Raw genomic sequence first — 14,974 nt, 5'->3', positions numbered from 1 at the left:
AAACAGTGGTGGAGGAATCCTCTCGGATCGCCGGCCCGGGGCTGCGGGCCGACGCGCGGCGCAACCTGGGGCGCATCCTCGTCGCCGCCCGTGCGGTCTTCGCCGAGCACGGCATCGATGCGCCCATGGCGACCGTGGCCCGGCGGGCCGGGGTCGGTGTGGCGACGCTGTACCGGCGTTTTCCGACCCGGGACGCCCTGGTGCGGGCCGCGTTCGCGCAGCAGATGGAGACCTGCGCCCGAGCGCTCACCGAGGCGCTGGCCGACCCCGACCCCTGGCAGGGCTTCCAGCGGTTGTTCGAGACGATCTGCGAGCTTCAGCGGCAGGAACAGGGCTTCCCTGCCGCGTTCGTCGCGGCCTTCCCGGGCAGCATGGCGGAACACACCCAGGCCAGGGAACGGGCTGAGCGGGACCTCATGACCCTGGTCCGCAGAGCCCAGGCGGCGGGCGCGCTACGAGCCGATTTCCACCCTTCCGACCTCGCCGTGGCCGTGTTGTCCCACTGCGGTCTGGTCACCGCGCTGCCGCACGACGCTGCCGCGTCCCGGCGCCTGGTGGCGTACCTGCTCCAGTCGTTCCGCGCCGAGGCGGCTCACGGGGCCCTGCCTCCGCCGAGTGCTCTGTCGGTGCGCAGTTTCCCGATCGCGGCCGACGGCTCCCGCAGACAGCACCCCTCCGGAGCCTGACTGCGGGAGCGGGCGACGCGCGGTGCCGGCGCTACTGCACGCAGAGCGCGGACACCGTCACGTCGTAGATGTACGAGCTGCTGTCCGGAGTCGCGTACCGCCATCCCGGAGGCCGTCCTCGGCGGCGTGAGCGGCGTGGACACGCTGGTGGACGATCGCGGCCGATGGAGGTTTCGGCGCCTCGCCCCGAGCCCTTCCTGACCGTCGGGTCCTACTCATCCGGGTCCCAGGCCTGGAGCTGGTCGAACAGACGCGGGTCGCCGTCGAGCTTCAGGGAGTCCGCCGGGATACGGTCGTACAGGGCCAGGACCAGCTCGCCGGCCGTGCCTCGAAGGGAGGCGTCGGCCGGGTCTTCGTCGGCGTCGGTGGCGGGCGTGGTGCCGGGTTCGGGCAGGCGGGCGGCCCGTGCGCCGTCGGCGGAGAGCCACAGGCGCCAGGAGCGGCCCTCGGTGGCGTGGTAGTCGACGATGGCGGGCTCGTGCGGCCAGGCGGACGTCGTCGCGCAGCAGGTGAACAGGAACTCCTCGACGCCGTCGAGCGCCGCCTCGACCGGCAGCGGCTGCGGGGCGCCCACAGTGACCTGAGCGTCGTAGGTGTGGACCACCATCTGCTGGAGCTGGTGCCGGGCCACGGCACCGCACGTCTGCGGCGCCTGCGACGTGCCCCACCACGTCCAGCAGCCGCGATCCGGGCCGGCCTCCCGCAGCGCGTCCACCAGCCGCTGCGTCGATGCGGCCATCCAGGCCAGCAGGGCCTCGCGCTCCCGGGGCACAGCCCGTGCCCCCTCCGGCGCGGACGTGTCCGGGCGGGCGGAGGCCGGTCCCGCGGCGACGATGGTGGCCCAGGCATGGCGCCCCTCGCCCAGGTGCCGCACCAGATCGAACAGTGTCCACTCGGGGCAGGTCGGCACCTGCGCGTCGAGACTGGGCGCGGAGGCGACCGCGGCGCAGAAGGCGGTCGACCGTTCGTCGATCAGCCGCAGCAGATCGGGGAATTCCAGAGCGCTTTGCACAGCGTTTTCCACCCCGGCTGTCTACCACCGTGCTGTTGCGGGGGATAGCGATTTTCCTGGCCGGTGCGCGCCGGATCAGTGGTCGCGGCGGCCGTTCTCTCGGTCGGTCTCGTCCTGCCCGCTGTGGTCGAGGCCGGTGAACCGCCGCAGGTACGCCTGGTAGGCGTCGGCCCGGACTCCGGCCGACGGCGATCGGACACCCCGGGCGATGTCCTGGGCGACGCCGGAACCGGGTCGCCCGGACCGGTAGTCCCGCAGGCGGTCCCGATGCTCGTCCGCCCAGTCGCGCAGCGCCCCGATGCGGGCGAAGTGGAAGGCCGCGGCCAGCAGGGGAACGAGGAGGACCGTCGTCACGATGACGCCCACGTCGTGCACGAGCACCCCGAGGAGCAGGACGGCTCCCACCACGCTGCCGGCCCTGATCAGACCCCTCCGGACGCTCGCGGGGTCGGTCCGGGACTCCTCGGCCCACGCGCGCACGCGCCGCAGCGGGGGCTGGTACGCCGCGCCGAGCCGTACGACTCGGGGGAGCAGGCCCGCGTACGCCGCCAGGGTCAGCGCGACGAGATACCAGGACAACGTCGCGGCGATGTCCGGACGAGCCCAGCCCCACATGATCCAGGGCACCGGGATCGTGGCCGCGCCCCAGCCTCCGAGCCACAGCGCCGCGCGGACGGCCGCTCCCGATCGGGCGGTGGGCGAGAGCCGGCGGCGCTCGTAGTCGGCCCACTGCCGGTCGCGCAGGGCGGAGGCGGCGTCCAGCGCGGTCGACAGGCGCTGGTTCTGCCGGTCGGCCGCCGCCTGCTGGCGCTGCTGTCGCGCCTGCGCCGCGGCGAAGGCGGTGAAGTCGGCGCGTACGAGCCATCCGATCGGGGTGTCGGAGCCGCCGTCCCGCGCGCGCAACCAGTCGTACCAGCCGATCTCACCGGTGGGGGGAGGCGCCACGCGCTCGCAGCCGGCGCGCAACCACGTCGTGCTCTCCGGGTAGGGCAGGAGGGCGGCCAGCAGGAGCCCGCGTGCCCCGCTCTCGGCCCATTCCCGGGCTTCCGGCGGCAGGCCGGGAACCTGAGCCGCCAACCGCCGCCACGAATGCCAGGTCTCGTCCCATGCCCGCTGCGTTCCCCGCAGCGCGCTCAGACCGGTGAACCCGGCCAGGGCTTCCAGCACGCCGCCCTCGCAGAGGTCGCGGTAGAGCTCCCATTCCGGGCCGCTTTCCCGCAGACGACCGATCCTGCATGCCTCGGAAAGCGACTTCGGGGTCACGACCCTTCCTCGCCAGACGGCCTCGCCCCGTGGATCCAGCCAGCCCAGCAGGTGAAGCAGTTTGAGGTCGGCAGGGAGTCCGTCGTCCCGGAGCCGATGGTCGATGAGTTCGATCTGGGCGGTCAGGTCGTCGGCGGTGAGACCGTCGAGCTCGCGCAGCCAGGTGAGAAGGCCGAGCCACCCGTCGGAGGGGGCGCCGCTCGTGCGCGCGCCCTCGAAGAACTGACGCCTCGCGGCCGCCCAGTCGCCGCGGATGGCGGCGGCCAGTTCTTCCCGGGTCGTGACCGCCGCACCCGCGAGGACCAGCGGCCGGCGCGGCGGCGCCGAATGGTGGATGTGATTGATCTGGACGTTGCGATCGCCGAGCTGGAAGGGGGCCGGGCCGTGGAAGACGTTTCCCGACACTGCGTCTCTTCCCGGCTCGTCTCTTCCCGGCTCGGCGTCGCGGGTCATGCCCCCGGCCCGAAGTGGTTGTCCTGCCGGTTGTCGTTGCCGACCTGGAATGCGGCCGGTCCGTGGAAGACGTTGCCCGACACTCCCCCCACCGACGCCTGACGAGCCTGCTCGGCGATGTCGTTCAGCTCGCGGGCGACCCGTTCGCGTTCGGCCTCGCCGAGGCTCTCCAGCAGCATCTCGAATCGGGCCGCCCAGGACGCCTCCTGCCGTGCCCGCACCAGCGCCGCTCGCTCCGGCGCGAGTTCGGCGAGGTCCATCGCGGTCTGGTCCAGCCGCATCAGTTCCGCCTGCTCACGTTCGGGATCGTCGCGGCCGAGCACTTTCGCCACCCGCTGCCGCACGATCACCCACGCGTCCGTGCCCGCGGCCTGCACCACCGCGGTTCCGCCCGCCGCGACCGCCGCTGCCAGCCATTCGAGCATTCCCGGCCTCCTTACAAGATCCGCTGACACTGTATATCCGGACCTTGACGAGGTCTCGGGATGTCGTGGAATCGAAACGGGGCCGGCTGGTTCAGATCAGGACCGTCATCGAGACGTCGACCACGCGGAAGCCGAGCCTTTCGTACACGCGGCGGGCGGGGTTGCCCTCGGTCACCGCCAGGCCGAGCGAGGTCAGCCCGTCCGCGGCCGCACGGACCAAGGCGGTCGACAGCATGAGCGCGCCGAGACCCCGCGGCGACCGCTCGGGGTGCCGGAACACGTCCGCGATTCCCGGCCCCCGGGCCGAGTCGTTGACGAAGACGCCGCCCACCACCTCGCCGGGAGATCCGTCCCGTACGGCGAGCACGCTGCACGGAAGCAGCGGGCCGATCTCCTCGCCGTTGAGCAGCGGGACGAGCTCCTCCTCGAGGGCCTTCCCGGGGTCCCGGGGACGGTGGTCGGGATGGCCGGGCGGGTAGGCCGCGAACCACGCGGGGAAGATGTCGGCGGGCGCCCGGTCACAGGGCACCAGCCGGAAGCCGTCGGGGGCGGCGCCCTCGACGGGCCGGGCGATCGGCAGATCACACCGCATAACGGTGGCGTGCCGCTGCAGCCGGGCGCCTCGCTCCACCAGTTCCCGGCCGAGCTCGACCGGCGCGGAAACCGCCCAGCCCTTGAGCCGTGACGTGATAACGGCAGCGGCGCCCGGGCCGATGTCCTCGAGCGCGTAGGCCCAGGGAAGGCCGTCATGGACGCCTTCCCGGTAGCTCAGCACCACGACGCCCTCAGCGTCGGTCAACCTCCGCCGCTCCTCGCTCATACGCCGAAGGGTGGCGCGGCCCGGCCCGGCAGGCAACCCTTTTATCGGTTCGCGAGCAGGTCGCGGAGCGGGGTCGGCTTACGGCCGAGCAGGTCGCCGAGCGCCGGGCCGGCCTCGGCGAACTCCCCTCGGCGGCTGGCCTCGAACATGCCCAGCAGGAACCGGGCCTGCTGCTCGGGCACGCCGCGTGTCACCATGCCCGCGACCCACTCGTCGTCCGGGACGGTGACGCGGGTGATCCTGCGACCCGTCAGCTCGGAGGCGATCGCGGCGACGTCCGTGAGGTCGAGCGACTCCGGGCCGGTCAGCGGGGGCGTGACCCCGTCGAGCCGGCCCTCCTCGGTCAGCGCGACGGCGGCCGCATCGGCGAGGTCGGCGTGGGCGGTCCAGGAGACCGGGCCGTCCTCGGGCGCGACGAGCGTGCCGGTCTCCACCGCTTGCCGCACGAAGTGGAGCGCGGTGGTCGCGTAGAAGCCGTTGCGCAGCGCGGTGAACGCCACCCCGCATGCGCGCAGGTCCTGCTCGGTCTCGGCGTGGGACGGCATCGGGCGGAAGGGGGAGGCCGGGTTCGCGCCCATGTGGCTGGTGTAGACGATTCGCCCGGCTCCCGCCGCCCGGGCCGCCTCGATCGCCGTACGGTGCGGGCGGGCGTCGGCCGGGCCGGAGACGACGAGCACCCGTGAGGCGCCCTCGAAGGCGTACGCCAGGCTCGCGGGGTCGTCGAAGTCGCCCTGCCGGACGCGGACGCCGCGCCGGGCGAGGTCCTCGGCCCGCGAGACGTCGCGGACGCTGACGCCGATCCGGTCGGCGGGAACGCGTGCGAGCAACCGCTCGACGACGCCGCGGCCGAGCTGACCGGTCGCTCCGGTGATGATGATCATGATCTCACTCCATTGCTATCGCTGATATCGAGCGCACGCTAACACTGGAAATTCATCGATAGCAACACGCTGCTATCGTTGGAAGCATGAGTGATCCCGAGAGCGAGACGGCGAGCGGCCGCGACAGGACGCGGGCGCACATCGTGTCGGTCGCGGCGCGGCTGCTCGCGAGCGGCGGGCGCGACGCCCTCTCGACCAGGGCGGTGGCCGCCGCGGCGGGGACGCAGGCGCCCACGATCTACCGCCTGTTCGGCGACAAGGAGGGCCTGCTCGACGCGGTCGCCGAGTATGGTTTCGGCTCATATCTGCGGGACAAGAAGGCGAGCCCGCCCGCCGGGGACCCGGTCGAGGGGTTGCGCGCCGGATGGGACCTGCACGTCGGGTTCGGGCTGGCGAACCCCGCCCTGTTCTCGCTCATGTACGGCGATCCCACGCCGGATCGGCGGTCGCCCGCCGCCGTCGCCGCCTTCCGCATGCTGGGGGAGCGCATCCGCGCCATCGCCGCCGCCGGCCGGTTGCGGGTCGGCGAGCGCCTGGCGGCCGACCTCGTGCACGCCGCGGGCTGCGGCACGGTCTTCGCGCTGCTCGCCATGCCCGAGGAACGGCGCGACCCGCGCCTGTCCGAGGTGGCCCGCGACGCGGCGATAGCCGCCATCACCACCGACGTCCCCGTGGTCGAGGCCCCCGGGCCCGCCGCGGCGGCGATGGCACTGCGCGCCGCGCTGCCCGACGCCACGGCTCTCACCGACGGTGAACGTCACGTGCTCGGCGAATGGCTCGACCGTCTGGCCGCCGACCGATCCGGCTGAGATCTCGGCGGCGGCGTCAGCGTGTCAGGCCGGTCTCGGCGTACTCGGGCAGGAGTTCCCGGCGCAGCCGGGCCAGGTCGGGTCCGCTTCCGGTCGCCGTACGGCTGTAGCGGTCGGTGCCGTGCAAGCCGCGCCAACCGGGCAGCCGCTCCTGGACGAGGTGCAGGAGACCGTAGTCCGGGCCGGAGGCCGTGCCGCCCGCGGCGGCCCGCAGGAACGCGGGGGCGGCGGCGAGCATCGCGTCGAGCTGGGCGTGGCCGTCCTCGATCTGCCGGGTCACCTCGTCGATCGCCTCCCGCCTGGTGCAGCCGGTCTCGTGGCGGAGCACCCTGACCAGGTTGTAGGGGGCGCCGATGGCCTCGTCCTGCTCCAGGGTCCGCAGGTCGTTCTCGGTGAGCGCGGTGGCCAGCCCGAGGTCGAGCGCCCGGCGGAAGAGCGGATGGTCGCGTACGGCCGGGTCGATCCGCCTGCCGTACGTCACCTCGAAGAGGTCCAGGGCGAGGTCGGGACCGGCGCTGCGCAGGCGGAGCGGGAGCTGGTCACGCAGGCCGGGGACGAACCCGCTGAGCCGGTGGCACGCCTCACGCTCGCACGCCTCCAGCCATTCGGCCAGGTGGTCGAGTGCGCGTGCCCGCCACGAGGGCGGCTGCGCCGCGCGGATCCCCGCCCAGGCCTGGGCGAGAGCCGTGGCGACCGCCCCACCACCCCGCAGGGTGTCGCCAGGCTCGCCAAGCCCGCAGGGCTCGCCACGTCCGGATGGCTCGCCGAGTTCGCCGAGATCGCAGGGCTCGCCAAGCTCGCGGGGCTTATCGCGGGGCTTGTCGAGCTCGCGGGGCTTGTCGAGTTCGCGGATCAGACGGGTGAGCCGGTGCCGCAGCCGGACGACCTCTGCGGGGTCGGTGAGCCCGGGGTCCTCCAAGAGGTCGTCGAGCACGTAGCACACCAGCATCCACCGTGCCAGCCTCTCCAGCTGCCCGGCGTCGGCGTCCGGCCACAACCGCGCGGCGGCCGAGGCCATGCCGCTCCACCGCGGATGGCGGGCCTCCTCCGGGGTTGCGGCGAGCCCGGTCTCCAGTAACCAGGCGTCCAGCCGCTCCTGCACCCGCTCTCGCAGCTGCCCGGCGACGCCCGCCGGAGCGGGGGACGGCCCGGGCACGGCGGCGAGAGCCGGCGCGGCATGCCTGTCCGTGTTCATGATCGACAACGCGTACCCGGCCAGCGCGTCCCGCGATCGCGGATCGCCGAGGCCCTCGAGCCGGCCGAGAGCCGCCTCCATGTGCACGTCGACGACTCGCCGGGCCTCGTCCACCGCCCCGCACGACAGGACCAGGCGCCGGGCGGTCTCGGCCTCGGCCGCCGTCAGGCCGCGGCGCAGCAGCCGGGCGAGCGCGGGCTCGCGGGCCAGGGTCCTGATCACGGGGAGCGTGTAGACGCCCTCCACGATGTCGGAGTTGGCCGGTTTACCGAGGCTTCCGGCCGTCGCGGTCAGATCGAGGATGTCGTCGCGCACCTGATAGGCCATGCCGAGATGCCAGCCGAACCGGGCCAGCGCGTCCTCCTCCTCCGGACCACGCCCGGCCTGCATCGCGCCCAGGCGGCAGGCCAGGGACAGCAGCTCGGCGGTCTTTGCGCCGGTCACCTCCAGGTAGGCGTCCTCGGTGCGGGAGAGCAGGAAGCGGTCGGCGGTCTCGGCGATCACCCCCGAGCAGGCGCGTTCGCCGGCCTCCGCGGCCAGCAGCGCCTCGCGTTCGCCCAGCTCGGCGAGGATCCGGCTGGCGCTGACGACCAGGAGGTCACCGGCGAGGACCGCCATGCGCGCGCCCCACACGCTGTTGACGCTCGGCCTGCCCCTGCGCTGCCGCGCGTCGTCGATGACGTCGTCGTGATAGAGGGACGCCATGTGCAGCAGCTCGACGGCCGCCGCGGCGCGTACGGCGCGGACGCCGGCGGCCCGGTCCGCACCGGCGAGCAGGTAATACGACAGCAGCGCCAGAGTGGGCCGGATCAGGCGGCCGTGGCCGCCCGGCGGCTGCCTGGTCAGCGTGGCCAGTTCGGGCCGGCCCGGCACCCCGGTCAGGCCGAGGATCTCCCGCACTCGCCCCAGGTCGGATTCCACGGCGGGGAAGGACTGCGTAGTCATGGGTGGCTCCTGACGGGACTCACGGACGCCGGCTCACCGAGCGGCCGGTGGACACGCGTACGGGCGGCGAACGCGGAGACGCCGAGGGCCGCGGTGACCAGCGCCCAGCACGCGGCCGGGCCCGCGGCGCTCCAGGGCACGGTGTCCAGGGCCACGGACGAGACGGCCCACTGCATCGGCCCGTAGTCGGGCAGGTAGCGCACGATCACGCTGGCCGCGGCCGGAGTGGCGAGCGGGCTCTGCAGGGCCAGGTCGATCGAGCAGATCACGGTGACGAGGACCAGGCCGGCCAGATCGGTGGTCAGCACCGCGGCGAGCGCGATGCCGATCCCGCCGTAGATCAGCGCGCCACCGGCGAGGGCGGCGGTGAGCAGGAGGGGCTGCGCGGTGGGGTGGGTCAGGCAGATCAGGCCGGTGGCGTAGAGCGCGACGCAGAGCGCGACCACCACCAGGGCGGTGAGCTTCGCCGCGATCAGGCACAGCCGCGGGAATCCGGCCCGCACCAGCCGGCGGTCGAACGACGCCGAGTCCAGGGTGGTCACGAACATCATGAACCCGGTGATCAGCGCCGAGATCTGCAGCGCACCGCCGAGCTGGTTGAGGACGTTGGCCGGCAGCGTGACGGTCCGGCCGGCGGCCCGGAGGTGGAAGGGGAGCGCGATCTCCAGGGACAGGGCATAGATGAGGACCGCCCACACCGGGATGAAGACCACGACGATCACCAGTGCCAGCCGGTTGCGCAGGTGCTCCACGAACGTCATGCGTACGGCGGTGGCGTAACAGGTCCAGTGACCCCTCATGAGACACCGGTCCTGTCCGCGACCCTGTCTGTGGCTCTGTCCGTGGCTCTGTCCGTGGCTCTGTCCGTGGCTCTGTCCGCGACCCGCAGCACGCCGCCCTCCAGCCGATGAAGGGCGTCGAGGCGCGCCGCGTCGTACGCGAGGTGGGAGACCACCAGCACCGAGCGGCCACGCGCGCGCAGCTCCCCGGCCAGGTCCCAGAACCGCACGTACGTCTCCCAGTCGAAGCCCTGGTAGGGCTCGTCGAGCAGGAGCACGTCCGGATCGTGCATCAGGGCCAGGACGAGGTTCAGCTTCTGCCGCGTGCCGCCGCTCAGGGTGGCGGGGCGCGCCCGGCGGGAGCCGGAGAAGCGCAGCGCCTCCATCAGCTCCTCGGCCCTGCGCAGGTCTTCCAGGCCGTAGGCGACCTGGAAGAACCGCAGGTGCTGCTCGACCGTGAACGCCTCGTGCAGCACGGTCTCCTGCGGGCAGTGACCCACGCGCCCGCCGTGGCGCACCGACCCGCCGTCCGGCCGCAGGTCGCCGGCGAGGACGCGCAGCAGCGTGGTCTTGCCCGCGCCGTTCTCCCCGACGATCCCCATCACCCGGCCGGGCGGCAGGTCGAGATCCACCCCGCGCAGGACCGGGCCGCCCCGGTAGCCCTTCCACACGTCCCGCACCCGCAGCACGGGCTCATCCGACGGCATCGACTACTTCGGCGCGTCGACGGCGATGAAGGCGACCGTGCCGCTGCCCTGGACGCTGCTCACGCCCTTGCTCGAGCACTGGCTGACGTCCGACGTGGGCGCCGCCTTCCCGGCGATCCGCTTGCCCTTCATCTTCCCGTCGGTGACCTCGCCGACCAGCATCATGTCGCCCGGGTTGTACGCGTTGATCGCGTCGAGGTTGGGGCGGATGGTGGAGCTGCCCAGCGACTGGCCCTGGCCGTCCTTCCACGCGATGGTGCCCACGCCGGTGACGTTCTGGACGCCGGTGCAGGACGCCTGCGCGCTGCCCTGGAGGGTGGCCGTCCCCGAGCGGATGTTGGGGAAGCTGCCGTCGGGGGACGCGCAGCCGGTGAGCGTCAGGACCCCCTTGGCGGTCACCGTGCGGGCGTCCTTGCTCACGGCCGGGTCGCTGGTGATCGGCTGACCGCCGGTGCTCACCGCGCAGGTCAGCACGGTGTGGCCGCCCGGCTGCTTCGGCGAGGGGTCGGCGACCGGCCTGGTGGGCGCACCACCGCCCGACGCCCCCTCGGCCACCGACGGGACGACCGTCAGGGCCAGGCCCAGCACGGCCGCTCCCGCGGCCCCGAGACCACAGGCCAGGTACGTACGAGATCGAGAAACGCTCATGGTTATCCCCCCGACTGATTGCCGACGGTAATCTACCTATCACAATCGGCAACGAGGAGGGTGGTGCATTCCGGCCGCTGCCGGACGACATGTAGCCGAGGCGTGAACGTCAGGGAGCCGCGAAAGGGCTGGCTCAGGCGTTCGCGGAGGTGCCGGACTCCCAGCGCAGCAGGTCTCCCGGCTGGCAGTCGAGCGCCTCGCAGAGCGCGGCGAGAGTCGTGAAGCGCACCGCCTTGGCGCGGCCGTTCTTGAGCACCGCCAGGTTGGCGGGCGTGATCCCGACGCGGTCCGCGAGCTCGCCCACGGACATCTTCCGCTTGGCCAGCATCACGTCGATGTCGACGATGATCGGCATCAGATCACCTCGTCCAGCTCGGCCTGCATCTGCGCCGCCTCGACGTCGCGGGCGACGGCCTGCTTGAGCAGCGTCCGCAGCACGAGCACGACGAGCGCGACCCCGAGGGCCGCCACGCCGACCCCGCCGACCAGGAGGACCACGCCAGGGGGGACGGCCTCGCCCGGCGCCAGGAGGAACCCGAGCGCGAAGATCAGGAGGGCGGCCGCCACGAACGCGCCGATCACGACGTCCACCCAGCGGAAGGCGGCGTGGGAGAACACCGTGTCGCGCCGCACCATCGTCACCAGCCGCCAGACGCAGACCAGGACGACCTCGGCCGTCACGACCCCGAGGAACGTGATCAGGAGGAACGGGCTGCGCAGGTACGCGTACTCCGGGTCGAGCCCCTCCAGGTCGGAGGCCAGCAGCGGCACCATCACCGCCTGCACGAACACCGAGCCCGCGAGCAGCGCCACGAGCACGGCTCGCAACGCGAGCACTGTCAGTTTTCTCATCGCCTCTCCTTCCATCGAAGCACGATAAAAATCTATCGATATTCGATAGAGAGGGCAAGGCGTGCCCGGCGTCTCTCGCCCGCCGGTCTCCTAGACGCCCTGGGGGAGGCGGAACAGGCGGTTCGGGTCGTACGCCGCCTTGACCTGGGCCAGCCGGGCGGCGTTGGCGCCGTAGTACTGCTGCCGCCAGTTCTTCAGCTCGGGGTCGACGTAGTTCACGTACGCGTGGTCGCCGAAGTGGGGCCGCATGGCGGCGTGCGCGGCCCGGGCCCAGGCGGCGGCGCCGCTGAAATGCGAGAAGTACTGCACGCTGAACAGCGCCTTGCGGTGCGGGAAGGCGGTGGCGTCGGGGCGGACCCTGCCGATGGCGCCGCCCATCGCGTCGAGCATCACGGTGTGCCGTCCCGGCGCGGCGACCTGGGCCAGCAGCGCCTTGATCCCGGCGGACGACAGCGGGGTGTAGGCGAAGTGCGACTTGGCCGAGAACGAGTCGCGGACGAGCCTGCCGCTCGGGTTCTGCCCCGGCAGCGTGCCGGGACGGTGACACTGGGCCACGGACATCGACGCGCAGCCCGCCTCGACCATCATCGCGTGGTCGTACGCCGAGACCGCGACGTACCGGTTCGCGGGGCCGGAGCCGACGCGGTCGACGAGCTTGGCCAGCAGGTTCTCGCACGCCGCCTTGCCGCCGAGATACAGCCCGCCGACCATCACGTCGGGCGACGGGTCGTGGCCGAGATGGCAGTTTGACCACAGCGCGTCGGGCGCGGCGGGCGCCCACGCCTGCCAGGCCTTCAGCACGGCCGCGGCCTTCGACCAGGGCCAGTGCAGGAAGAACAGGGTCACCGAACGCGTCGGATGCGTCCGGAACGTGAACGACGTCGCCACGCCGAAGTTGCCGCCACCGCCGCCGCGCGAGGCCCAGTAGAGGTCCGGGTGCGAGGTCGGGGAGCAGGTCAGCACCTTCCCGTCCGCCGTGACGACCTTCAGCGACTCCAGCACGTCGCAGGTCAGGCCGTACTGCCGCGACACCACGCCGATGCCGCCGCCCAGCGTGAGCCCGGCCACCCCGACCGTCGGGCAGGAGCCCGCCGGGATGCTGACACCGTGCGCGGCCAGCTTGGCGTACACGTCGACCAGCCGCGCTCCGGCGCCGACCGTGGCGTGGCCGCCCGAATACGACACGCCGCTCATCGGCGACACGTCGATCAGGAGGCCGCTGCCGGTCGACCAGCCCGCGTAGCTGTGGCCGCCCGACCGTGAGGTCACCGGCACGCCGTAGCGCCGGGCGAACGCCAGGCACTCCGACACGTCCGCCGCCGTCTTGCAGTAGGCCACCCCGGACGGCCGTACGGAGTCGAAGGCCGAGTTGAACACGCGGCGCGCGTTGTCGTACGACGCGTCGCCGGGGCGGATCAGTTTGCCGTCCAGCCCCCGGCCGAGCGCGGACCAGTCGGCGGGACGGGGGCCCGCGGGCGCGAAAGCCGTGCCCGCGAAGGCACCGGCCCCGGCCAGCGCCGAGACTCGAAGGAAACTCCGTCTGTCGATCATGGTCGTACTCCCGAGGTGGTGATCTACCTCGTTGAGACGCCGGGTCATCCGCACTGGTTGGTTACAGAGTCATCACTTCGTTCCTACTCGCGGGCCCCTGTCACGTGAAGCCGGTGGCCGCACCGCTCCCCGGCGGCCGAGCGCCGTCAGCCGGAAGGGGACGCCTGCCGCAGGCCGAGGGCTTCCGGAGTGAACACATAGCGTTCGAACCAGCGGTGCATCTGGCGCTGCAGCGTCCGGTCGCCGTCGACCCGTACGCCCGGCTGGCGCAGCAATCGCGCCCAGGAGAGGTCACCGAGCCACCACCGGGTCACCGCGGCGGTCGGCGCGGAGAGCCAGACGTCGACGGGTGCTCCGATGTCCTGCCGGCACAGATCGACGCTCGTCCGGGACAGGTGCAGCCAGTATCTGCGGTCGGCCGGCGGGCGGTCGGTGAACTCGATCGCGAGCACGACGGTGCGCTCCGGCAGCGCGGCGGGGTTCACACGGCGTCGCATGTCCCAGGTCAGCGCGGCGGTGTCGAGATCGTCCTCGGAGAGAGCGACGCTGTCGGTGGCGACCGCCCATCGCGCGAGTTCCCGTACCACCGGTGCCAGGGCGGCGCCCGCCTCGGTGAGCCGGTAATCGTCGAGGATGCCCGCGGCGCGCAGGGCGCGCAGCCGCGCGGCCAGCGTCGCTCGCGGGATGCGGGGCAGGCCGCGGCGGATGTCGGTGAAGGTCGACGCGCCGAGCAGCAACTCCCGCACGATCAGCAGCGTCCAGCGTTCGCCCAGAAGTTCCAGAGCGCGCGCGACCGCGCAGAACTGGCCGTATCCGTTCACGGGTGCATGGTAGGCGCGGATGCCGGAGCCGGGGGGTTCAGAAGTTGAACTGTCGCGGGCGGTGCGCGGGTTCGACGATCGGAGCCGTGAGCGCGGGCATCGACGAAAGGACCGGCGGCGTCATGGGCATCGGCAGCGGTGTACTGGAAACGATCGGCAACACTCCGCTCGTGAGGCTGACCAGCGTCGTGCCGCCCGGGTGCGCGGAGATCTTCGTCAAGATCGAAGGCCGGAACCCCACCGGCAGCATGAAGGACCGCATGGCGCAGGCGATGATCGCCGGGGCCGAGGACGACGGGCGGCTGAGTCCGGGCGACACCGTCGTCGAATACACGGGCGGCAGCACCGGCGCCTCCCTCGCCCTGGTCTGCGCCGTGAAGGGATATCGCCTGCGCATCGTCAGCTCGGACGCCTTCAGTGAGGACAAGCTCACCCAGATGGCGGCGTTCGGCGCAGAGCTCACCCTCATTCCCAGCGAGGGAGGGCTGATCACGAAGCCGCTGATCCTCAGCATGATCGAGACCGCCGAGCAGCTCGGCCGCCGGCCGGGCACCTACTGGACCGACCAGCTCACCAACACCGACAGCATCGCCGGCTACCACCCGATGGGAGAGGAGATCTGGGCGCAGTCGGGCGGGCGCCTCGACGCGTTCGTCCAGTCGATCGGTACGGCGGCCTCGCTGCGCGGAGCGAGTGCCCCGCTCAAGCGCCGCAACCCGGAGCTTCGGGTGATAGCGGTTGAACCGGCCGAGTCGGCCGTGCTGTCCGGATGCCGGCCCGGCGCCCACCGCATCGAAGGCATCGGCATCGGCTACCTGCCGCCCATGTGGGATCCCGCACCGGTGGACGAGATCATCCCGATCCCCACCGACGACGCCGAGGAGATGGCCAGGCGTCTGGCCCGGGAGGAGGGGCTGTTCGCCGGCACCTCGTCCGGCGCGAACGTCCTCGCCGCGATCCGGGTCGGGCGACGCCTCGGGCCAAGCGCCAGGATCGTCACCCTGCTGGTGGACTCGGGGCTGAAATACCTCAGCACCGACGTGTACCGGCGCCGGCGCGTCACCCTCGGCGAGAAAGCGTGATCGCGCACCCGGTCTTCCACCGGCGCTTGGACGAATGCGCGCCGT

General features: G+C 72.5%; 16 protein-coding genes. 3 read left to right on the top strand and 13 right to left on the bottom strand.

Annotated elements, in window-relative coordinates; all coding sequences use genetic code 11:
• The first annotated feature begins 8 nt into the window (after positions 1-8).
• On the top strand, positions 9-686 hold the full coding sequence (locus AAH991_RS24770; RefSeq protein WP_346228294.1) for a TetR/AcrR family transcriptional regulator: 678 nt from the start codon (positions 9-11) through the stop codon (positions 684-686).
• Between the two features lie 211 nt (positions 687-897).
• Here the strand turns inward: AAH991_RS24770 and AAH991_RS24765 are convergent, their stop codons facing one another.
• From AAH991_RS24765 to AAH991_RS24745, 5 genes are all read right to left on the bottom strand, one after another.
• The gene (locus tag AAH991_RS24765; RefSeq protein ID WP_346228293.1) at positions 898-1,698 is read right to left on the bottom strand and encodes a maleylpyruvate isomerase N-terminal domain-containing protein; all 801 of its coding nucleotides are present in this window, start codon (positions 1,696-1,698) and stop codon (positions 898-900) included.
• 75 nt (positions 1,699-1,773) lie between these two features.
• The gene (locus tag AAH991_RS24760) at positions 1,774-3,366 is read right to left on the bottom strand and encodes a hypothetical protein (protein ID WP_346228292.1); all 1,593 of its coding nucleotides are present in this window, start codon (positions 3,364-3,366) and stop codon (positions 1,774-1,776) included.
• A gap of 44 nt (positions 3,367-3,410) precedes the next feature.
• Positions 3,411-3,839 carry a hypothetical protein gene (locus tag AAH991_RS24755; protein ID WP_346228291.1) on the bottom strand — a complete coding sequence of 143 codons (429 nt, stop codon included), beginning with the start codon at positions 3,837-3,839 and terminating at the stop codon, positions 3,411-3,413.
• Positions 3,840-3,930: 91 nt separating this feature from the next.
• Positions 3,931-4,638 carry a GNAT family N-acetyltransferase gene (locus AAH991_RS24750; protein ID WP_346228290.1) on the bottom strand — a complete coding sequence of 236 codons (708 nt, stop codon included), beginning with the start codon at positions 4,636-4,638 and terminating at the stop codon, positions 3,931-3,933.
• 62 nt (positions 4,639-4,700) lie between these two features.
• The gene (locus AAH991_RS24745; RefSeq protein ID WP_346228289.1) at positions 4,701-5,540 is read right to left on the bottom strand and encodes an NmrA family NAD(P)-binding protein; all 840 of its coding nucleotides are present in this window, start codon (positions 5,538-5,540) and stop codon (positions 4,701-4,703) included.
• 86 nt (positions 5,541-5,626) lie between these two features.
• Here AAH991_RS24745 and AAH991_RS24740 point away from each other — a divergent pair, with 86 nt between their 5' ends.
• Positions 5,627-6,349 carry a TetR/AcrR family transcriptional regulator gene (locus AAH991_RS24740; RefSeq protein WP_346228288.1) on the top strand — a complete coding sequence of 241 codons (723 nt, stop codon included), beginning with the start codon at positions 5,627-5,629 and terminating at the stop codon, positions 6,347-6,349.
• A 16-nt stretch (positions 6,350-6,365) separates the two neighbouring features.
• On the opposite strand, the gene AAH991_RS24735 is transcribed toward AAH991_RS24740, so the two are convergent.
• The 8 genes from AAH991_RS24735 to AAH991_RS24700 all read right to left on the bottom strand — a co-directional run bounded on the left by AAH991_RS24735 (position 6,366) and on the right by AAH991_RS24700 (position 13,847).
• Positions 6,366-8,489 carry a polyprenyl synthetase family protein gene (locus tag AAH991_RS24735; RefSeq protein ID WP_346228287.1) on the bottom strand — a complete coding sequence of 708 codons (2,124 nt, stop codon included), beginning with the start codon at positions 8,487-8,489 and terminating at the stop codon, positions 6,366-6,368.
• Positions 8,486-9,289 carry an ABC transporter permease gene (locus AAH991_RS24730; protein ID WP_346228286.1) on the bottom strand — a complete coding sequence of 268 codons (804 nt, stop codon included), beginning with the start codon at positions 9,287-9,289 and terminating at the stop codon, positions 8,486-8,488. Before AAH991_RS24730 ends, AAH991_RS24735 begins: the two co-directional genes overlap by 4 nt.
• Positions 9,286-9,975 (bottom strand): ABC transporter ATP-binding protein, encoded by a 690-nt coding sequence (locus tag AAH991_RS24725; protein WP_346228285.1) that lies wholly within the window; start codon positions 9,973-9,975, stop codon positions 9,286-9,288. Before AAH991_RS24725 ends, AAH991_RS24730 begins: the two co-directional genes overlap by 4 nt.
• A gap of 3 nt (positions 9,976-9,978) precedes the next feature.
• A complete protein-coding gene (locus tag AAH991_RS24720; RefSeq protein ID WP_346228284.1) occupies positions 9,979-10,623 on the bottom strand; it encodes a hypothetical protein in 645 nt (214 codons plus the stop codon).
• 133 nt (positions 10,624-10,756) lie between these two features.
• Complete coding sequence (locus AAH991_RS24715; protein WP_346228283.1) at positions 10,757-10,978, bottom strand: helix-turn-helix domain-containing protein; 222 nt, start codon at positions 10,976-10,978, stop codon at positions 10,757-10,759.
• Positions 10,978-11,475 (bottom strand): DUF2975 domain-containing protein, encoded by a 498-nt coding sequence (locus AAH991_RS24710; protein ID WP_346228282.1) that lies wholly within the window; start codon positions 11,473-11,475, stop codon positions 10,978-10,980. Before AAH991_RS24710 ends, AAH991_RS24715 begins: the two co-directional genes overlap by 1 nt.
• Before the next feature lie 90 nt (positions 11,476-11,565).
• Positions 11,566-13,026, bottom strand: a complete 1,461-nt coding sequence (locus tag AAH991_RS24705) for an FAD-binding oxidoreductase (protein WP_346228281.1) — start codon at positions 13,024-13,026, stop codon at positions 11,566-11,568.
• A 146-nt stretch (positions 13,027-13,172) separates the two neighbouring features.
• The gene (locus tag AAH991_RS24700; RefSeq protein WP_346228280.1) at positions 13,173-13,847 is read right to left on the bottom strand and encodes a winged helix-turn-helix transcriptional regulator; all 675 of its coding nucleotides are present in this window, start codon (positions 13,845-13,847) and stop codon (positions 13,173-13,175) included.
• Positions 13,848-13,933: 86 nt separating this feature from the next.
• On the opposite strand from AAH991_RS24700, the gene AAH991_RS24695 reads away from it, so the two are divergent.
• Complete coding sequence (locus AAH991_RS24695) at positions 13,934-14,929, top strand: PLP-dependent cysteine synthase family protein (protein WP_346228279.1); 996 nt, start codon at positions 13,934-13,936, stop codon at positions 14,927-14,929.
• Positions 14,930-14,974: the final 45 nt, after the last annotated feature.

It is taken from the genome of Microbispora sp. ZYX-F-249 (assembly GCF_039649665.1).
In the GTDB taxonomy this organism is placed as follows: domain Bacteria; phylum Actinomycetota; class Actinomycetes; order Streptosporangiales; family Streptosporangiaceae; genus Microbispora; species Microbispora maris.
The sequence above is the reverse complement of the archived record's forward strand: the minus strand, read 5'-3'. Positions and strand labels throughout refer to the sequence as shown.